We start from the raw sequence: 19,848 nt of genomic DNA on the forward strand, positions 1-19,848 counted from the left end.
AGCTTATTGTTGATTCATGTTTTTAAATTTTCAGGTGTTTGTATGATAAAGAAAAAAATTGTTATTGCTTTAGGTGGTAATGCAATGATCAAAAGAGGTGAAAATATTTCTTTTGAAAACCAGATGAAAAACATTAATAGTGCAGCACGCTTTATTGCTCAGCTTAGCCATGAATATAACATTGCGATTGTTCATGGAAATGGGCCGCAGGTGGGGTTATTGGCACTACAAAATAATGCCTATACCGAAGTTCCTGACTATCCATTAGATGTCCTTGTGGCTGAAACTCAAGGGATGCTTGGATATATGTTAATGCAATCTCTCCAGCAGCAAGGGTTACAGGATGTGAGTTGTGTTTTAACTCGAGTAGAAGTTGAGAAGAATGACCCTGCTTTTGTAAATCCTACCAAATTTATTGGCCCTGTTTATCTGGCAGACCAACAATCACAGCTAGAGCAACAACATGGTTGGATCTTGAAAGCTGATGGTGAATTTATTCGTCGAGTCGTGCCATCCCCATCCCCAGTGCAAGTTCTTGAAGCTGGGCAAATTACGCGTTTATTAGACCATAACCACACTGTAATTTGTTGTGGTGGCGGTGGGATGCCAGTTGTTCATAGTGACTTGGGCTATCAAGGCGTTGAGGCTGTGATCGATAAGGACTTAGTAGCATCAATGCTTGCTGAACAAATTAATGCTGATTATTTGCTGATTCTTACTGATGCTGATGCGATCTATACGGACTGGGGCACACCCCAACAAAAAGCGCTACGCGATGTCACGGTAGAACAAATCCGTCCTTTTGCTGTGCCGGATGGCGCGATGGGGCCGAAAGCTGAAGCGGTGATTCAATTTGTTGAAAACACGGGATGTCTTGCATTTATAGGGGCGCTCAAAGATGTAGACCAAATACTAACGGGAGAAAAAGGGACATGTATTCGGTCTCATGCCCCTGTAACAACTGGTCGATCATTGGTCGTGTAGTTGGTCGATGTTTTTCAAAAATCCTTGAGTGATCGGGTGACCAGTATTAAATAAATCGATTATCCATTGAGTCACCTGTCCTGAACTGTCTCGACGCCATCCCAAAGATAAAGGGGATGGTGTTCTACTCCACTGTACTTTTCGTTCTACTAGCTTTCCTGACTCAACAAGTGGTGTCGCAATATTCGTGGGTAAAAAACCGATACCTGATCCATTGATATGGCAAGCGACTTTTGTTGAAAGGGCAGGAACTTTTATTTCTTTTTGCTCTCTCAACAGCCATGCTGTGCGTTTATTAATATGCTGAGAAGAATCTTCAATATTAATAGCAGGGTAATTACGAAGTTGTGATTCTTTTAAAGTACCTTGAATTGAACTCAATGGGTGGTTCGGTGATAACACAAATGACCAGCTTAGTTTCCCTAATGGCTTGGTATGAACTGAGTGATCAATGGTATCCATCCCCGGAACGCCAATGGCTAGATGATAATCATTGTTCAATAAATCATCCCACACCCCCATATAAACGGCACTAGAGATGCTAATTTGAGTAAAAGGAAACGCTTGATGAAGAGCAAGGATGAGGGAAGAAACGGAAGCCTCATCAAACAGTAAGTTATTGATGACGATATTAACGTGACGTTCAATGCCATCATTAATTTGTTGGAGTTCATCAGGAATGGCATTCATCCAATCTAGCCACTTATGACAATGGCTGAGCAAATGCTCACCAGCTTCTGTTAATTGTACGCTGCGTGTGGTTCGTAAAAACAAGGGTGTTTTCATGTCCTCTTCGAGAACTTTTATTCGGTAACTGATTGCTGCAGGGGTTTTGTGTAGGGCTTCCGCTGCTTTTGAAAAATTAGAGTACTCAGCGACTTTCATAAATGAGCGAATGGTTTCTTTATCTAACATAATCTTTCTGTTGTGGTGTTTTATTTCATGTTATCGCGATTAAAAGAAAAAATTGTGATTAAAGATCTCAAAATAAAAAATAATCAAATAACGAATAAAACTTTAATAATGGAGTGTTAATTGTGAAATTTTCTTTAATAATTTAAGTTGATAAATGTTTCGTTGTAATAGTTAAACTTTAAAGCAATGAAGTTATTTTTTAAAAAAATATAACAATAGATTCAGTGTGATATTGGTCAAAAATATAATCGACAATCTTAAATAATCTATATGTAAATTCATTCTCACACATACATGAGAAACTCATATTTAGAGTTTTATTTACAGTAATTGGGATTTAAAGGTGGTCGTCAATGATCCAAGCATTTATTAAAAAAGGGAGTTTTCAAGACTCGGTAAGCTTGATGCTTATCTCTCGACAACTCAGTGGTAGTGAGGGGGTAGAAGAAGTCTCAGTAATGATGGGGACGCCGGCGAATAAGGCTCTATTAGATGCAACGGGTTTATGGCATCCAATGTTTGATGATGCGACTCCAAATGATATCTGTGTGGCGGTTAGAGCAAAAGAAACGAATGAACAACAAGATGTTCTCGTCATGATTTCTGAGCAGCTAGAGAAAGTGTTAGCGGAAATTTCTCAAGCCAGCCAAACCGGTGCACGTTTACCAAAAGCCCGACGTTGGAAGACGGCACTTGAAAAGCAACCGGATAGCAATTTGGCATTGATTTCTGTCGCCGGTGAGTACGCTGCGAGTGTCGCTCATGACGCGCTAGATAATGGTCTGAATGTCATGATGTTTTCTGACAATGTCTCTGCGCAAGAGGAGCGAGAGTTAAAACTTAGGGCCAAGCAAAAGAACTTAATTGTGATGGGGCCGGATTGTGGTACGTCAATCATTGCAGGAGCACCACTGGCGTTTGCGAATGTTATTCCAAACGGTGGCATTGGAATCATTGGTGCATCTGGCACTGGTATTCAAGAACTCGCTTCTCAAATTGCGTTATCCAATCAAGGCATTTCACATGCGATTGGTCTTGGAGGCCGAGATTTGTCTGAAGAGGTTGGCGGAATCAGTGCATTAGCTGCTTTACAAATGTTTGAGCATGACATGGGCACTCGTGTTATCGCATTTGTTTCAAAGCCCCCGTCTCCTGCTATTGAGCAACGAGTCTTGACTGCGATGAAAGCCCAATCTAAGCCTGTTGTTGCACTTTTCCTTGGCACGCGTCGAGCTCAAGTTCGTGACGAAAATGTATTCTTTGCCAACAGTATTGCAGAAGCAGGTCGACTATCTGCCATGCTGGCGAATGTACAAGATATTAAGCGCGTGCTTCCCACTGTGTCGGGAACCAAAATTCTTGGCCTATACGCTGGAGGAACATTAGCCGCAGAAGCCGCTTTGCTGTTGGCAGAAAACCAGTCACTGACCATTGATGAAACGCATGACAAAGGGGTGATGCTCAATGATTCAGGTCATCTAATCATTGACTTAGGTGATGACTTTTACACTCGTGGGCGTCCACATCCCATGATAGACCCAACCACGCGTAATCTAGAAATTCAAAACCGTTTAGCGAATGAAGATATTGGTGTGTTATTGCTTGATGTTGTTATTGGATTTGGTGCAACGCCAGACCCTGCTTCTCAGCTTATTGAGGCTATTCAACATATCCGAGAACAGAGAGAAAAGCCGATTAATGTTATCGCAACAGTCACGGGTACTGATCAAGATCCTCAAAGTCGAACTCAGCAAATTCAACGTCTTTTAGAGGGCAATATCTCCGTTGTGAACAGTCTAGAAGAAGCGGTTTTACTCGCTGAAAGTTTGATTTCTCAAGAGTCACTTCAAGTGCAAGACCTCCAAGATTCCTTATTTGACGGCGTTAAGGTCATCAATATCGGATTAAAAAGTTTTGCGGAAGATTTGCAAGCCACCAGTACCCCAGTCGTGCATTACCAATGGTCTCCAATTGCCGGTGGTAATCCAGAACTATCTCGTCTACTAAAACAAATGCAATAGGATACAAAAATGTACGCATCTATTAATGAAGCCAATGAGGCTGTAATCGAAAAAATCAAGAGCGCTCGTCCTTTTTGGGTGGACGTGGCACTTGCTGGTGATGTTATCCCTTGGCTAAAAGCTGGCAAAAATCTATTACATGCAGGACCCAAAATCACTTGGCCTGAAATGACAGGCCCGATGCAAGGTGCTTGTATTAGCGCTTGTTTATACGAAGGATGGGCGAAAACAGACACAGAAGCTATTGCATTACTGGAGTCTGAACAAGTTGGTTTTGAGCCATGTCACCATCATAACGCTGTTGGTCCAATGGGTGGCATCACATCGGCAAACTTTCCGATGATTGTCGTGCAAAACCAAACAGATGGTAACTTTGCATACTGCAATATGAATGAGGGTATTGGCAAAGTGATGCGCTTTGGTGCGTACGGAGAAGAAGTGCAGCAGCGCCTTAAGTGGATGCGAGAAGAGTTGATGCCTGCATTGAAACAAGTGCTAGCTAATACTGAGCAAGGAATTGATCTGGGGGCATTGATGGCTCAAGGCGTTACAATGGGGGATGAATTCCATCAGCGTAACATCGCTACCTCAGCCCTCTTGCTGCGTGCGCTTGCGCCGAAATTGGCATTGCTTGATCTTGACAAAAATGTCATGTCTCGTGTGTTCAATTTCTTAAGTATTACGGATCAGTTTTTCTTGAATCTCGCGATGGCATTCTGCAAGTGTTCGATGGATGCGGGCGCGCAGATCAAAGCCGGTTCTATTGTTACAGCAATGACTCGGAACGGCAAAGAATTTGGTATTCGAGTGAGTGGGCTCAGAGACCAATGGTTCACTGCACCTGTAAATACACCAGAGGGATTGTACTTTACTGGTTATTCTCAAGATCAAGCGAACCCGGATATTGGTGATAGCGCCATTACGGAAACTTACGGCATTGGTGGTGCCGCGATGGTTGCTGCCCCTGGAGTGACACGATTTGTTGGCGTTGGCGGTGTGGATGTAGCCTTAGATATATCAGAAGAAATGTGTGAAATCTTTGTCTCTCAGAACTCCTTACTTCAAATTCCGTCATGGAACTTCCATGCAGCGTGTCTAGGGCTTGATATTCGAAGCGTTGTTGAAACGGGGATTACGCCAATCATCAATACAGGTATCGCTCATAAAGAGGCGGGTATTGGTCAAATTGGTGCGGGTACAGTGAGAGCGCCTCTTGCTTGTTTTGAAAAAGCACTGCAAGCATTGGCGTGTGAACTTGGCCTAGAAGTCGAAGCATAAATTTAACTAGGGCGTAGTGATAGGCTGCGCCCAAATATAAGGATGTGCTATGGGCGGAGAAGCATTAGCCTTTAGTTACTCAGCACCATATTCTCGCGGTGTTTTGCAATTCATTGGTAGCGGCCGCGATGTATTGAATTTTTTAACTCAAGATCGAGAGGTTCTCTCATTACACCGCCAAGGTTCCAATATGAGTCCGTCCGGATGGAGCCTTTCATCTTATTGCTTTGAACAGTTTAAAGCGACGCTGGTGGGTCAAGAGCCTATCGAGTTAGATGAGCAAGGGCTCCGATCTGGCTCATGTCTAATTAAGCGAGGGAAGAATGGGACATGGCTTAGCGTAAATGGTCGAAAACCTGTTCCGTATAAGGCCCTATTTCAAAATATTTGTATTGTGGAGCAGGAAACTGGCCTATATGGCCCTTTAGGAACGATCGTAAGTCGCCAAGATCTTACCCCTTTTTCTGCATTTATCGAACAGTTAGATCTTTGGAGTGCGGGCAACGTTCCTTGCTGGTCTTCACTTATTGGTAAGGGACCCGGACTGACACCAAGTCATGATGACATGCTCATTGGAATGTTGTTTGGCGCTTATCTTTACAATAGTGCTGCTGCGCGAAAGCTGTTACCAAGTACTTTGGACATACATCAGTTAACAACAAGTGTGAGTCATGGATACTTGAGTCAAGCGAGCAAAGGTTATTTTGCTCAACCACTGCTTAATATCTCGCTTGAGAATATAGATAAATTACACAATAGCATCTCAGATTTACTTGATTGTGGTCACCATTCTGGTGCGGATTCTTTACTTGGTCTGTGGATTTTTTTGCATTACATCAAAGAATCCAAATTATAAAAAACGACTTAATTTTAATAATCAGATATCTAAAAATTACTTTCTAAATAGTAAGAGTTTAAATACTTCACAACTCAATATTCCAACTTTAGATAGAGTAATGAAATAAACATTGTTATGGAGACGTTATATAATGAACCTGTCCAAAGAGCAGCTTCACAATTTAATTAAAAATAAAGTGATATTAGCTGGATTATTGGAAGAACACGCTAATGTTGTGGCTGACGTTCTCGTATTTGCAGATTTGAGAGGTATACACTCACACGGTGCGGTTCGTGTTGAGTATTATGCTGAGCGTATTAGTAAGGGCGGTATTACTCAACAGCCTAACTTTAACTATCAAGAAACGGGTCCATGTACTGCCGTGTTAGATGCGGATAATGGTGTTGGACACTTCGCAGCAAAATACGCAATGGAGAAAGCCATTGAAATGGCAAAATCTAAAGGCGTAGCAGTTGTTGGTATTCGTCGAATGAGCCATAGCGGTGCATTAGGGTATTTTACAAAGATGGCGGCAGAGAAAGGATTGGTCGCTTTATCAATGTGTCAATCCGATCCAATGGTTGTCCCGTTCGGTGGTAGCGAAATTTATTATGGCACAAACCCAATTGCATTTTCTGCGCCTGCACCCAATGGAGAAACGGTCAATTTTGATATGGCCACGACTGTACAAGCGTGGGGTAAAATTCTTGATGCTCGTTCGAGAAATAGCGCTATTCCAAATGATTGGGCGGTTGATTCCGATGGCAACCCAACCACAAATCCCCATGATGTTCGTGCTCTGCTTCCTATTGCGGGTCCAAAAGGCTACGGGCTTATGATGATGGTCGACATGTTATCAGGAATTCTTCTTGGTCTGCCTTTTGGTAAGCATGTGAGTTCTATGTATGACGATCTCTCAAAAGGTCGAGATTTAGGCCAATTGCATATTGTTATTAACCCTGAGTTTTTTACAACATCGAAATCTTTTATTGAATCAATTGGGCAAACAATAAAAGAGCTTAATTCCATCACACCAGCGGCCGGATTTAATGAAGTTTTATACCCGGGACAAAATAGTGAATTGGTTGAAAAAGAAAGCTTAGAGAAAGGTATTGAAATAGTAGAAGACGTTTATCAATACCTAATATCAAGTGAAATATATATAAACTCTTATGATCATAAAACCCCTTTTAATAGTTAATTTTAAATAATCCAATTTTTCGACAAACAAAAGATTAAGGTAAAAGCATGGAACTTATTAAAGAGCAAGTCACTGCGGTGTCCAATGAAATAACCAAATTTGGATATACTGATGGGCAAGGTATGACACGTCTGTTGTACACATCTGAATGGTTAAGCGCTCAGAAAAAATTACTAGAAATTTTTGAGAAAAATGGCTTGCAAGTATATAGCGATGACATCGGGAATGCATATGGTCGTTTAGAAGGTACGGAATTCCCGAATGAGGTTATTCTGTCTGGTTCGCATATTGATACAGTAGTGAATGGCGGTAATCTTGATGGCCAATACGGTATAGAAGCTGCTTTTATTGCCATTAATTATTTAAAAAATAAACATGGTTCTCCTCGTCGTACTCTAGAGGTTATTTCACTTGTAGAAGAAGAGGGGAGTCGATTCCCTTATGTATTCTGGGGTAGTAAAAATATCGTTGGTCTTGCGAAAAATGAAGACGTAATGGATCTAGTGGATAAGCAGGGCGTACGTTTTGTTGATGCAATGCGAGAGTGTGGTTTTGATTTTGCATCTCAAAAGACTGTTAGGAAAGACATAAAAGCCTTTATTGAGCTTCATATTGAACAAGGTAAAGTTTTAGAGACGGAAGGCAAGCAGCTTGGCGTTGTGACAGGGATCGTAGGTCAACGTCGCTACGATATTACTTTAAAAGGTGAAGCTAACCATGCCGGTACTACACCAATGGGTTATCGCAAAGATACCGTATATGCGTTCAGTAAAATCTGTAGTCAGTCGATTGAGAAAGCTCAATTGCATGGTGATCCTCTAGTTCTAACTTTTGGCAAAGTTGAGCCAAAACCAAATACGGTAAATGTGGTGCCGGGTGAGATTCTGTTCACAATGGATTGCCGACACACTGATAAAGAGCTACTCGTTAATTTTAGCGATGAAATCGTAGGAGATATTAGACGTATCGCTGAAGAGATGGGTATGGAATGCGATATTGATTTGTGGATGGATGAGTCCCCTGTCCCTATGGACTCCAGCTTAATTGATTTGATTGATACAACCTGTGCGCAAAACGGCGCTAACTACAGAGTAATGCATAGTGGGGCTGGTCATGATGCGCAGATTTTTGCACCTGTTGTACCAACTGGAATGATATTTGTTCCAAGCATTGCTGGAATTAGCCATAACCCTGCGGAAAAAACAGACCTGGATGAGCTTTGCGAAGGTGTCAAAGCGCTTGCTGATGTGCTTTATGAGCTCGCATATAAATAAGTGAGGCTTATAGTATGAGCAGTACAAAATCAAATGGTCTTGAATATTGGAAAATACTCGTTGTTATCCTGTGTTTTGGTTGGGTAGCGATTTGGATTTACCGAACAGTACTAACTCCGATTTATCCAGAAATACAATCAGCGTTAGGTGGTGTTAGCGATACCGAAATAGGTCTTATAGCAACATTCTATTTTTCTGCTTATTGTGGCGGTCAAATTCCAGCCTCTATTGCAGTGGAAAAAATAGGACAAAAAATCACTTTGTTGTGTGGTTTTACATTGTTTGCTATCGGTACAGTTGTAATCGCAAATGCAACCGGAATATCTATTATTTATCTTGGCTCATTACTTTCTGGTTTGGGATGTGCATCTTTCTTCTGTTCTGCATATTCTTTATCTGGTGAATATGTACCTCAAGAGCGTCGTGCTTTTGCATCTGCCATAGTGAATAGTGGTTCTGCGGTTGGTATGGGCATCGGGCTTATTGGTTCAAGTATCTTAGTCAAAAATATGGATGTTGCTTGGAACAATGTTCTGTACATGTCGGCCGCAGTTATATTTGCCATGATTGTGGTTTTTTCTTTAGGTATTAAGTCTTCACCTAAAGTGATAGTGGAAAAAAATGAAGGAGAAAAAGGCGACAATGTAAAATCTTCTAACTCGGGAAATGGATTATTGAGCCCTAGAATGATTGCAGTCTGCTTTTTGTACTTTGTGACTTGTTATGGTTACTACATGATCGTCACTTGGCTACCATCATACCTACAGACAGAGCGAGGTTTTGAGGGGGCTGCGATAGGGGGAGCATCAGCTTTAGTCGCCATGGTGGCAATTCCGGGGGCATTGTTTTTTAGTGGTCTTTCAGACAAGCTACAATCTAAAAGAAACGTGCTTAAGTTAGTTATTTTCCTAGAAACAATAGCGGCTTTCATGTTAGCACTTACAGTACTTGCTCCAAATACAACGGCTTTGATGATAGCGCTAATTGTTTATGGATTTATAGGTAAAATGGCTCTCGATCCTATTCTTATATCTTACGTTACAGATAATGTACCTAAAGCAAGAATGGCTAGAGCACTTGCAGTTTTTAATCTATCAGGAATGAGTTCATCAATAATAGCCCCACCACTAACAGGTTTGATCTCTGATATCACGGGATCAAAAGCAATAGGTTTTTATTTGTCTGCAATTTTAATTATTGTTGGTGTTATAGCGTTTATGCTCATTAACTTAAGATCTAGTCATAGAGAAAGTTTACAACAAGCCTAAAGTCTAAGATCATTACAAAAGTCTAATAAACATAATAAAAACCCTCAATATAAGATTGAGGGTTTTTTGTTATTTAGATAATTGTGCCTAATTGTCTAAATATAAAATCCAAATTAATTTAATTATAACGACTATTTAAATATTTTTAATGCTACTTAAAATAAGATGATGAGCAAATTTTAATGTTTATCTATGGATATAATAAAAACAGTTTTTAAAAAGTGTATGAAATTAAAATGTAGATAATCAAACTTATTCGAGGTGAACTCATGTCATTAAGTGTTTCATTAAATAAGCCTAAACGAGAGCCGATATCATTAACTACCCAAATTTTGATAGCGACTGTTGGTGGTATTGTGTTCGGCAGCATGGTTGGGCCTTGGGCTGAAAACTTAAAAGTATTTGGTGATATATTTATTCGTCTGATACAAATGTCGGTAGTGTTGTTAGTTATGACAGCCGTAACTGCAGCAATTGGTAATGTTGATAATAAAGGTGCAGGTAAAATGAGCTTGCATACTTTTAAGTGGATCATTATTTTCACCGTGCTTTCCGCCTTTGTCGGTCTTGCTTTGGCATTGGTCATACAACCGGGTGTCGGTATCAGTGTGCACGGTTCTGCTGCTGCTGTAGCAATGCCAGAGACTTCCCTTAAAGATACAATACTAGGATTTTTCTCAACGAATATTGTTGGTTCGATGTCAAGTGGTGCAATGATTCCTTGTATTGTTTTTTCTGTCATATTTGGTTTAGCAATGGGGTCTTATACCCGTACATCTGGAAATCCAATTATTAGAGACTTTATTGTTAGTTTTAATGCAGTAATTATGAATATCATAAAGTTAGTCATGAACTTAGCTCCAATTGGTATTTTCTGTTTATTAGCAAATGTGTCGGGAACGATTGGTTTCAAAGTTATTGTACCTATGCTTAAGTTTTTAGGTGCATTGGCAATAGGGGACATCATTCTATTAGTTATCTATGGTGGGTTTACCGCTGTAATGACCAAAGTTAATCCGTTAAAAATGCCAAGCAAGTTTATGAAACTTTCAATTATGTCGATGACAACCACTTCTTCGGCAATTTGTTTACCTACAAAAATGGAAGACTCTGTAACCAAGTTTGGTGTTAGCCGTAAAGTATCCGATTTTACGGGGCCGATCACTATGTCTATGAATGCTAATGGCGCAGTAATGTGCTACGTTCTAGCTATATTTTTTATGAGTCAAGCTACAGGAATTGTTCTTGAACCGTATCAAATGGGTATGGCAATTTTACTTTCAGTACTAATGTGCATGGGAACAATAGTAGTACCCGGAGGAATGATTATTGTTTATACATTCTTAGCTTCCTCGATGGGTTTGCCATTGGAGAGTGTTGCGATCTTAATAGGTATCGACTGGTTCTCTGGTATGTTTAGAACACTGTTAAATAATGTTGTTGATGTAATGATTGCAATGTTAGTAGCAGACAAAATTGATGAGTTTGATAGGGATGTTTACAATGATAATAAAGTCGCAGAATATTTGTGATCATTGACTTAGTATTTACGGGCGCTATATGCGCTCGTTTTTTTATTGAGTATTTAAATTCTTTTAATTATTAAGTAGTGATTAAAAGAATTTAAATTTTATTTAATTTAGTTGGAATATAGTCACCAAAATAGTTTTATCAAGCGTATATATTAACTTCATCTTGTTAGAGAAGCTTGAGAGGTTTAATCAATGAGTGGTGTAGATAAAATAACGTTAGATAAATATAGAAGTAGAGGCTATAGTGAAGATCTTCTTCCAAAGCCAGAGTGTAATAGAAATTGGAAAGCTGTTAACTATTTCACATTATGGCAAGGTTCTGTTCATAATGTGCCAAATTATGTGGCAGTAGGAGGCTTTTTTCTTTTAGGTTTGAGTACCTTTAATATAATGGCTGCAATTCTAATTAGCGGTATTGTGATTGCTTTTATTATGATTATGAATGGTGCTGCGGGTTCTAAATATGGCATCCCATTTTCAATGCTATTGAGAGCGTCATATGGTGTGCGAGGAGCCATTCTACCAGGTTTTTTGCGTGGTTGTATTGCAGCTATTATGTGGTTTGGCTTACAAAACTATGCAGGCTCTCTAGCGCTTTTAATTATTATCAGCAAAATATGGCCAGAGTTTATTAATATTGGTGGAGATTGGAACTTTCTCGGCATTAATGCTCCAGGTCTTATCTCGTTTATCATATTTTGGTTTATAAATATGGTTATCGGTTTAGGTGGTGGTAGTATTTTAAATAAATTTACAGCTATTCTTAACCCTTGTATTTATCTTGTGTTTGGTGGGATGGCTATTTGGGCGATATCACTTGTTGGTCTTGACGCAATTTTTAGTTACGTACCTTCTAAGATCCAAAGTGAAGATGCAGGTATTTTCCAGTTTTTAATTGTCGTAAATGCTATTGTTGCTGTTTGGGCGGCTCCTGCAGTTAGTGCCTCTGATTTTACGCAGAATGCGAAAAGTATGAGAGATCAGGCCACCGGGCAGCTAGCTGGACTGTTCATTGCTTATGTCTTATTTGCGTTTTCAAGTGTTTGTGTTTTGGCGGGGGCTAGTATTCACTTTGGTACGGATACTTGGAATGTTCTTGATATTATTAGTCGATGGGACAGTTTATTTGTAACAATATTTGCTGGTCTTGTTGTTTTAATGACAACAATTTCAACGAATGCTACGGGTAATATTATTCCGGCAGGTTATCAAATTGTCTCTATTTTTCCTAAATTGAGCTATAAACAAGGTGTTATGATTGCTGGTGTTATTAGTCTGATTATTTGTCCTTGGAAATTAATGGAAAATCAAGATAGTATATTCTTGTTTCTTAATACAATTGGTGGGATTTTAGGTCCAGTAATTGGTGTAATGTTAGCTCACTACTATATTGTGCTTAAGCAAAACATTAACTTGGATGAATTATATGTTGAAGGAAATAACTACGTTTACTATAAAGGTGGTATTAATTCTACGGCTTTTGTTGTTACTCTAATTGCATGCATACTGTCTTTGGGCGGTCAATATTTATCTTTCTTATCTGTGTTTAATCAACTTTCATGGTTTACTGGCGTTATTACTGCGTTTGCTCTTTATGTCTTCATGATGAAAAGAAACCCTGAAAATAGAAAAGATTTAACGTTAGCTTCAAATTAATTTAATTATGTAGATTATATTAAGGAATAGATATGAATTACGATTACATTATCAAAAATGGTACGGTTATTGTTGAAACTGGTGAAGTAAAAACTGATGTTGCGATTAAAGATGGTCTTATTGCAGCTATTGGTAACGGTTTGACAGGAGCTAATGAGTACATTGATGCATCAGGCTTGATCGTTTCCCCTGGCATGGTTGATGGACATGTGCATATTACAGAGCCGGGCGGTCATCGCAGTGAGTGGGAAGGTTATGAGACAGCAACAAAAGCTGCGGCTAAAGGTGGCGTAACGACGTGTGTTGAAATGCCTTTAAATCAGATACCAGCGACGATAGATCGTGACTCTTTGCACATCAAGTATGAAGCTGGTAAAGGCAAATTGTCTGTAGATGTTGCATCTTTGGGTGGCTTGGTTCCCCATAATATCGGTCGTTTAAACGAATTGGCAGAAGAAGGCGTTGTTGGTTATAAATGCTTCCTATCTACCTGTGGTTCTCCAGATCCTGAGTCAGAAGATTTTTGCAATGTTGATGACTATGACCTTTATATGGGAATGAAAGAGCTTGCGAAATTAGGTAAAGTTCTGACAATGCATGCAGAAAATGCTCTTATTTGTGATCGTTTGGGAAAACAGGCGGTTGAAGAAGGCCGACTAACAGCTAAAGACTATATTGCATCTCGTCCGGTTTTCGCTGAAGTTGAGGCGGTGCGTCGTGCGTTATTCTTAGCTAAAGAAACTGGCTGTAAACTGCATTTTTGTCACTTAAGTAGCCCTGAAGCAGTAGAAGAAGTCACGAAAGCTCGCAAGTCTGGTCAAGACGTGACATGTGAATCTTGTACGCATTATTTTGCGATTGATGATGAGCAGTTTGAGGCTATTGGAACTCGAGCTAAATGTTCACCACCTATCCGTGACAAAGACAACCAACAACGTCTTTGGAGTAAGTTGTTGAATAACGAGATAGATTTCATTACTTCGGATCACTCTCCTTGTACACCAGACCTTAAAGAGGGCGGGATTTTCGATGCATGGGGTGGAATATCTGCTTTACAAAATAGTGTCGATATTTTGTTCGATGAGGGCGTTCAGAAACGAGGTATGTCTTTAGTCCAGTTTTCGAAACTAATCGCTACCAATCCTGCAGATCTCTTTGGCTTGGAGCAAAAAGGTAGAATTGCAGTAGGTAAAGATGCCGATATAATTTTGATCAAACCAAATTCTGAATATGTTCTTCAATCTGAAGATTTAGAATATCGCAATAAATTTAGTGCATATGAAGGTCGTAGCATCGGTGCTCAAATTGTAAAAACTATCTTACGTGGTTCGGTAGTATATGATTTGGGTTCAGGTATTGTGAAGCCATTTAGCGGTCAGTTCTTGACAGTAAAATAAAATATATTTTACTAAAAGAGCCAAGTATGAGAATGCTTGGCTCTTTTTTTTGCCAATATATAAATGTTGAACTGCTAATTTTAGTGGTTTTATTGAAACCTTTTTTATAAACGCTTTATTCTATTTATTATCTTAAGAAACTGATTTTTAATATACCAAGAAGCTTTTTTATTTAAATTATTGGTGTATTTAATTATGAAAACTCTAGAGTTAGAACCCCTAACAAAAAGTGGATTTGAACCATTTGGTGAAGTCATTGAAACGGAAGAATCTGATTTTTTCTTTATTAATAGTGAATCAGGTCAGCGTTTTCATGGCTTGGGTGAAGTCAGTGTTGAAGATGATACTAACCCGTTGATCAGTATTGTCAGAGCCAAAGGTGTCAGTTCATCAATAAAAATTGATTTACTTGAAAAACACCCGATTGGTAGCCAAGCCTTTTTCCCACTAAATGGCGAGCGATTTATTGTTGTTGTTGCTGAGGGTGGTGACGAAATTGATGAATCAACCATTAAAGCATTTGTTAGTAATGGCAAGCAAGGCGTTAATTACCGACAAAATGCATGGCATTACTTGTTATTTGCTTGGAATAAAGATACCGACTTTTTAACAGTCGACCGAGCTGGAGAAGATAACTGTATTGTTCGTCATTTATCAGAAGAATTCATTATTCAACTGTAAAGAATGTATTCAGTTGAGAAATAATAAATAAGTTTGGAGAAATATTATGGCTAAGATGAGAGCGATTGAAGCGGCTGTTTTGATCATGAAAAAAGAAGGGGTTAAGGTCGCATTCGGTGTTCCTGGCGCAGCGATCAACCCTCTATATGCGGCATTGAAAAAACTGGGTGGCATCGAACATGTTTTGGCTCGTCACGTTGAAGGCGCGTCGCACATGGCAGAGGGTTACACCCGTACTAAAGATGGCAACATCGGCGTGTGTATCGGTACATCTGGTCCAGCAGGTACGGATATGATCACCGGTCTTTACTCTGCGTCAGCAGACTCAACGCCGATTCTTACCATTACTGGTCAGGTACCTACAGCGAAGCTACATAAAGAAGACTTCCAGGGCGTCGATATTGAAGCAATTGCGAAACCAGTTACCAAGATGTCTGTGACCATTCGCGAAGCTGGCCAAGTACCTGGCACGTTCCAAAAAGCATTTTACGAAATGCGTTCAGGTCGTCCTGGCCCGGTACATATCGATTTACCAATGGATGTTCAAATGGCGGAAATCGAGTTCGATATCGATTTGTATGAACCATTAGAACCACACAAGCCAAAGGCAACTCGAGCTCAAGCAGAGCGCGCACTACAAATGCTAAACGCAGCCGATAAACCGATTTTGGTTGCGGGTGGTGGCATCATTAACGCTGGTGCATCTGCACTACTACAGCAGTTTGCAGAAATCACTGGGGTCCCTGTTATTCAAACGCTACGTGGTTGGGGCACAATCTCTGACGATCATGAACTGATGATTGGCCGGATGGGCTGTCAAGCAGGCCATCGTTACGGTAACGCTTCTTACCTAGAGTCTGACTTTGTATTTGGTATCGGTAACCGCTGGGCAAACCGTCACACTGGCGCAATTGAAACTTACACTAAAGGCCGTCAATTTATTCACGTAGACATCGAGCCAACACAAATTGGCCGTATCTTTGGCCCAGATCTTGGCATTGTGTCCGATGCAGGTGAGGCGCTTAAAGTCTTTGTTGAAGTAGCTCAAGAGATGCAAACACGTGGCGAACTAAAAGATCGCTCAGCATGGCTAGGTGAGTGCCAAGCGCGCAAACGTACCATGCTGCGTCGTACTGATTTCGACGATAACCCAATTAAACCTCAGCGTGTCTACCAAGAAATGAATGAGGTATTTGGCCCAGAAACACGTTATGTCGCCACCATTGGTAACGCGCAAATCGCAGCGAACCAGTTCCTACACGTGCATCGTCCTCGTCATTGGATCAACTCATGCCAAGCTGGCCCTCTAGGTTGGACAATGCCTGCAGCTCTGGGGGTAGTAAAAGCCGATCCAACGACCCCTGTGGTCGGTGTTTCTGGTGATTACGATTTCCAATTCTTGATGGAAGAGTTGGCGGTAGGCGCGCAATTCAAACTGCCTTATATCCATGTCCTAATCAACAACGCTTACTTAGGCTTAATCCGTCAATCTCAGCGTGCATTCGAGATCGATCACTGTGTGCAATTGGACTTTGAAAACATCAATGCACCAGAAATAAACGGCTACGGCGTTGACCATGTGTCGGTAGTGGAAGGCCTTGGCTGTAAAGCGATTCGTGTCTTCAACCCAGAAGATATTCAACCGGCACTACGTAAAGCTCAAGCATGGCTCAAAGAGTTCCAAGTTCCCGTTGTTGTGGAAGTGATTACTGAGCGCGTGACCAATATCGCAATGGGGCCTGATATCGACAAAGTGGTCGAGTTCGAAGAAACCATCGATTTGGATTAATAGCTAACTCACTCTCCCCCACGTTTATGCGTGGGGGAGGGCATCAACAAATATTCTTGGAGTGACTTATGCCTAAACTAGCTGCCAACCTTTCTATGTTGTTCACGGAATACGATTTTATGGACCGCTTTGAAGCGGCATCCAAAGCGGGTTTCCGTGGTGTTGAATACCTCTTTCCATACGATTATAACGCTCAAGACATTGCGGCTGAGTTGTACCAGTTTGGTCTAACTCAAGTCCTATTCAACTTACCGGCTGGTGACTGGGCCAAAGGAGAGCGCGGTATTGCTTGTCATCCTGACCGCGTAGAAGAATTCCGTGCAGGTGTGGATAAAGCGATTCGTTATGCCAAAGCACTGAACTGCCAACAAGTGAATTGTCTTGTGGGGATTAAACCTGCGCATGTTTCTGAAGAAGACGCGTTTCAAACCGTGGTTGAGAACTTGAAGTTTGCGTCTGAAAAGCTCAAAGCGGAAGGTGTTCGTTTGATTATGGAAGCCATTAACACACAAGACATGCCGGGCTTCTTTGTTAACAGCACAGAAAAAGCACTGCGCATTGTGGCGGAAGTGGGTGAAGCCAACCTAGGTTACCAATACGACATTTACCACATGCAAATTATGGAAGGTAATTTGGCTCGTACACTGAAAGATCACCAGTCAACCATTGCGCATATTCAGCTTGCGGATAACCCAGGGCGTCATGAACCAGGGACTGGTGAAATCAATTACCCATTCCTACTTAAGCATATTGACGATATTGGCTATCAAGGCTGGATCGGCTGTGAATATGTGCCAGCAAAAACTACCGAAGCGGGCCTCGGCTGGCTAAAAGAATACAACCTAATTTAATCGCGTAAAGAATTGAGAATCGGAGATAGAAAAATGGCGAATATCGGTTTTATCGGTACAGGTATCATGGGCAAGCCAATGGCGAAGAACCTGCAAAACGCAGGTCATACCTTGTACTTCTCTGAGCACTTTGAAGCCGCTCCAGCAGATTTACTTGGCGACAATGGCTTTGCAGCGCCAACCCCTGCAGCAGTCGCTGAAGCGTGTGAGTTCATTATCGTAATGGTGCCAGATACACCACAAGTTAACGACGTACTATTTAGTGAAATTGGCATCGCTCATGGCCTTGCAAAAGACAAAGTTGTGATCGACATGAGTTCAATTTCACCTATTGCGACCAAAGAGTTCGCTAGCAAAGTAGAAGAACTAGGCGCATTTTATCTCGATGCACCAGTATCTGGTGGCGAAGTCGGTGCGATTAACGGTACGTTATCAATCATGGTTGGCGGTCGTGATGAGATTTTTGAACGCGCGAAACCTTTGTTTGAGATCATGGGCCAAAATATCACTTTAGTTGGCGGTAATGGTGACGGTCAGACTTGTAAAGTCGCGAACCAAATCATTGTGGCTTTGAACATTGAAGCGGTTTCAGAAGCGCTTGTTTTTGCTTCTAAAGCGGGCGCAAATCCAGCGAAAATTCGTCAAGCGCTAATGGGTGGTTTCGCATCATCTAAAATTCTTGAAGTGCACGGCGAGCGCATGATTAACGGTACGTTCGATCCTGGTTTCCGTATTTCGCTACACCAAAAAGATCTCAATCTTGCTCTTGAAGGGGCTCGAGCACTGAACATCAATCTACCTAACACAGCAACAGCGCAAGAACTATTCAATACCTGTGCATCACTAGACGGTTCAAACTGGGACCACTCTGCGATGATCAAAGCACTGGAACACATGGCAAACCACTCGATTCGTGGTTAATGGCGCTAAGGCCACTACTGTTATTGGATGCTAATGGGCCAGAGATTCTGGCCCTTTTTTTAAGGTGAGACTATGAAAATAATTATCGCCCCAGACTCGTTTAAAGAGTGTTTGTCTGCAAAAGAAGTGGCGAACGTGATTGCCGAAGGGATTGTTTCAGAAATACCGAATGCTGAGTGTGTTTGTATTCCCGTCGCTGATGGTGGTGAGGGCACGCTAGAGGCATTGGTTGACGCAACGAATGGACGAGTGATCCCAGTTGAGGTTACTGGACCTCTTGGTAATGTCGTAAATGCGCAGCTCGGTGTTCTTGGCGATCAACAAACGGCTGTTGTGGAAATGGCTTCTGCATCCGGGATCGAACTGGTAGCACCTTGTGATCGTAACCCCCTAAAAACCACAAGTTTTGGTACTGGTGAGTTGATCAAGCGAGCATTAGAAGAAAACATCACGAAAATTATTGTCGCAATTGGTGGCAGTGCAACAAACGATGGTGGCGTTGGCATGCTCCAGGCGCTTGGTGTGAAATTTACACGAGAAGATGGCCGCGAGATTGGTTTCGGTGGTGGTGAACTGGGTAACATCGCGCATATTGATATTTCAAATTTAGATCCTCGATTGCAAAACGTAGAAATCTTAACGGCTTGTGATGTCGATAACCCTTTAACCGGTGAAAGAGGCGCTTCTGCTGTTTTTGGTCCACAGAAAGGAGCGACACCAGATATGGTTGAAGCACTAGATGCAAACCTGCGTCATTATGCAAATTGTATCCAGTCTACGATTTCTCGTGATATTGAGTTTGAAAAAGGAGCGGGAGCGGCAGGAGGCATGGGCGCTGCTCTGCTTGCGTTTCTCAACGCTCGATTGATGCCGGGCATTGATATCGTGTTGGATACGGTTGAATTTGAGCAAAAGCTGATGGGGGCAGATCTTGTCATTACTGGAGAGGGGCGTATTGATAGCCAAACGATCCATGGCAAAACTCCGGTAGGTGTTTCACGATTAGCGCAAAAGCACAACATTAAGACCGTAGCTTTAGCCGGGAGTGTGGGTGAGGGTATCGATGTGTTAAAAAGCGCGGGCATTATTGCGTGTTTTTCAATCGTCCCAACGCCGTGTGAGCTTAGTGATGCCATTGCAGCAGGGCGAGAAAATCTGTTCAAAACGGCGAAACAGCTTGCGAGCGTGGTTGCTCATTTTAATAAGTGATCGCGTCAAACAGAAGGGCAGTTAATCGAATTG

The 19,848-nt window shown here is 41.3% G+C and carries 16 protein-coding genes; 15 read left to right on the forward strand and 1 reads right to left on the reverse strand.

Features of this window, described 5'->3' with window-relative positions; all coding sequences use genetic code 11:
• Positions 1 to 42 precede the first annotated feature (42 nt).
• Positions 43 to 984: a carbamate kinase gene (locus KHN78_RS11190; protein WP_211916079.1), complete on the forward strand. Its 942-nt coding sequence runs from the start codon at positions 43 to 45 to the stop codon at positions 982 to 984.
• On the opposite strand, the gene allS is transcribed toward KHN78_RS11190, so the two are convergent.
• A complete protein-coding gene (allS, locus tag KHN78_RS11195) occupies positions 970 to 1,899 on the reverse strand; it encodes an HTH-type transcriptional activator AllS (RefSeq protein ID WP_211916080.1) in 930 nt (309 codons plus the stop codon). The genes KHN78_RS11190 and allS overlap by 15 nt on opposite strands.
• A gap of 353 nt (positions 1,900 to 2,252) precedes the next feature.
• Between allS and fdrA the strand changes: the two genes are divergently transcribed.
• The 14 genes from fdrA to KHN78_RS11265 all read left to right on the forward strand — a co-directional run bounded on the left by fdrA (position 2,253) and on the right by KHN78_RS11265 (position 19,815).
• Positions 2,253 to 3,920, forward strand: coding sequence for an acyl-CoA synthetase FdrA (gene fdrA / locus KHN78_RS11200; protein WP_211916081.1), 1,668 nt, complete (start codon positions 2,253 to 2,255; stop codon positions 3,918 to 3,920).
• Positions 3,921 to 3,929: 9 nt separating this feature from the next.
• A complete protein-coding gene (locus KHN78_RS11205) occupies positions 3,930 to 5,198 on the forward strand; it encodes a DUF1116 domain-containing protein (RefSeq protein ID WP_211916082.1) in 1,269 nt (422 codons plus the stop codon).
• A gap of 49 nt (positions 5,199 to 5,247) precedes the next feature.
• Positions 5,248 to 6,054 (forward strand): DUF2877 domain-containing protein, encoded by an 807-nt coding sequence (locus KHN78_RS11210; RefSeq protein ID WP_211916083.1) that lies wholly within the window; start codon positions 5,248 to 5,250, stop codon positions 6,052 to 6,054.
• Positions 6,055 to 6,187: 133 nt separating this feature from the next.
• On the forward strand, positions 6,188 to 7,237 hold the full coding sequence (allD, locus tag KHN78_RS11215; RefSeq protein WP_211916084.1) for an ureidoglycolate dehydrogenase: 1,050 nt from the start codon (positions 6,188 to 6,190) through the stop codon (positions 7,235 to 7,237).
• Between the two features lie 47 nt (positions 7,238 to 7,284).
• The gene (allC, locus tag KHN78_RS11220; protein WP_211916085.1) at positions 7,285 to 8,511 is read left to right on the forward strand and encodes an allantoate deiminase; all 1,227 of its coding nucleotides are present in this window, start codon (positions 7,285 to 7,287) and stop codon (positions 8,509 to 8,511) included.
• A gap of 14 nt (positions 8,512 to 8,525) precedes the next feature.
• Positions 8,526 to 9,779 (forward strand): MFS transporter, encoded by a 1,254-nt coding sequence (locus KHN78_RS11225; protein WP_211916086.1) that lies wholly within the window; start codon positions 8,526 to 8,528, stop codon positions 9,777 to 9,779.
• Between the two features lie 269 nt (positions 9,780 to 10,048).
• Positions 10,049 to 11,311, forward strand: coding sequence for a dicarboxylate/amino acid:cation symporter (locus KHN78_RS11230; RefSeq protein ID WP_211916087.1), 1,263 nt, complete (start codon positions 10,049 to 10,051; stop codon positions 11,309 to 11,311).
• 192 nt (positions 11,312 to 11,503) lie between these two features.
• Positions 11,504 to 12,967 carry an allantoin transporter gene (locus tag KHN78_RS11235; protein ID WP_211916088.1) on the forward strand — a complete coding sequence of 488 codons (1,464 nt, stop codon included), beginning with the start codon at positions 11,504 to 11,506 and terminating at the stop codon, positions 12,965 to 12,967.
• Positions 12,968 to 12,999: 32 nt separating this feature from the next.
• Entirely contained in the window at positions 13,000 to 14,364 is a 1,365-nt protein-coding gene (gene allB, locus KHN78_RS11240; RefSeq protein WP_211916089.1) for an allantoinase AllB, read from the forward strand.
• Positions 14,365 to 14,559: 195 nt separating this feature from the next.
• A complete protein-coding gene (locus tag KHN78_RS11245; RefSeq protein WP_211916090.1) occupies positions 14,560 to 15,045 on the forward strand; it encodes an ureidoglycolate lyase in 486 nt (161 codons plus the stop codon).
• 46 nt (positions 15,046 to 15,091) lie between these two features.
• Positions 15,092 to 16,834, forward strand: coding sequence for a glyoxylate carboligase (gcl, locus tag KHN78_RS11250; RefSeq protein WP_211916091.1), 1,743 nt, complete (start codon positions 15,092 to 15,094; stop codon positions 16,832 to 16,834).
• A gap of 68 nt (positions 16,835 to 16,902) precedes the next feature.
• Positions 16,903 to 17,685: a hydroxypyruvate isomerase gene (gene hyi / locus KHN78_RS11255; protein ID WP_211916092.1), complete on the forward strand. Its 783-nt coding sequence runs from the start codon at positions 16,903 to 16,905 to the stop codon at positions 17,683 to 17,685.
• Positions 17,686 to 17,718: 33 nt separating this feature from the next.
• Positions 17,719 to 18,606, forward strand: a complete 888-nt coding sequence (glxR, locus tag KHN78_RS11260) for a 2-hydroxy-3-oxopropionate reductase (RefSeq protein ID WP_211916093.1) — start codon at positions 17,719 to 17,721, stop codon at positions 18,604 to 18,606.
• Positions 18,607 to 18,678: 72 nt separating this feature from the next.
• The gene (locus KHN78_RS11265) at positions 18,679 to 19,815 is read left to right on the forward strand and encodes a glycerate kinase (RefSeq protein WP_211916094.1); all 1,137 of its coding nucleotides are present in this window, start codon (positions 18,679 to 18,681) and stop codon (positions 19,813 to 19,815) included.
• Positions 19,816 to 19,848: the final 33 nt, after the last annotated feature.

Origin of the sequence: Vibrio sp. B1REV9 (assembly GCF_905175395.2) — a bacterium.
GTDB lineage: Bacteria > Pseudomonadota > Gammaproteobacteria > Enterobacterales > Vibrionaceae > Vibrio > Vibrio alfacsensis.

Bases quoted from the DNA above. Each gene is read 5' to 3' on its own strand.
- fdrA (WP_211916081.1), top strand. From the start codon at position 2,253: ATGATCCAAGCATTTATTAAAAAAGGGAGTTTTCAAGACTCGGTAAGC.
- glxR (WP_211916093.1), top strand. From the start codon at position 17,719: ATGGCGAATATCGGTTTTATCGGTACAGGTATCATGGGCAAGCCAATG.
- KHN78_RS11245 (WP_211916090.1), top strand. From the start codon at position 14,560: ATGAAAACTCTAGAGTTAGAACCCCTAACAAAAAGTGGATTTGAACCA.
- allC (WP_211916085.1), top strand. From the start codon at position 7,285: ATGGAACTTATTAAAGAGCAAGTCACTGCGGTGTCCAATGAAATAACC.
- KHN78_RS11230 (WP_211916087.1), top strand. From the start codon at position 10,049: ATGTCATTAAGTGTTTCATTAAATAAGCCTAAACGAGAGCCGATATCA.
- KHN78_RS11190 (WP_211916079.1), top strand. From the start codon at position 43: ATGATAAAGAAAAAAATTGTTATTGCTTTAGGTGGTAATGCAATGATC.
- allS (WP_211916080.1), bottom strand. From the start codon at position 1,899: ATGTTAGATAAAGAAACCATTCGCTCATTTATGAAAGTCGCTGAGTAC.
- KHN78_RS11235 (WP_211916088.1), top strand. From the start codon at position 11,504: ATGAGTGGTGTAGATAAAATAACGTTAGATAAATATAGAAGTAGAGGC.
- KHN78_RS11265 (WP_211916094.1), top strand. From the start codon at position 18,679: ATGAAAATAATTATCGCCCCAGACTCGTTTAAAGAGTGTTTGTCTGCA.
- KHN78_RS11225 (WP_211916086.1), top strand. From the start codon at position 8,526: ATGAGCAGTACAAAATCAAATGGTCTTGAATATTGGAAAATACTCGTT.
- hyi (WP_211916092.1), top strand. From the start codon at position 16,903: ATGCCTAAACTAGCTGCCAACCTTTCTATGTTGTTCACGGAATACGAT.
- KHN78_RS11205 (WP_211916082.1), top strand. From the start codon at position 3,930: ATGTACGCATCTATTAATGAAGCCAATGAGGCTGTAATCGAAAAAATC.
- allB (WP_211916089.1), top strand. From the start codon at position 13,000: ATGAATTACGATTACATTATCAAAAATGGTACGGTTATTGTTGAAACT.
- KHN78_RS11210 (WP_211916083.1), top strand. From the start codon at position 5,248: ATGGGCGGAGAAGCATTAGCCTTTAGTTACTCAGCACCATATTCTCGC.
- gcl (WP_211916091.1), top strand. From the start codon at position 15,092: ATGGCTAAGATGAGAGCGATTGAAGCGGCTGTTTTGATCATGAAAAAA.
- allD (WP_211916084.1), top strand. From the start codon at position 6,188: ATGAACCTGTCCAAAGAGCAGCTTCACAATTTAATTAAAAATAAAGTG.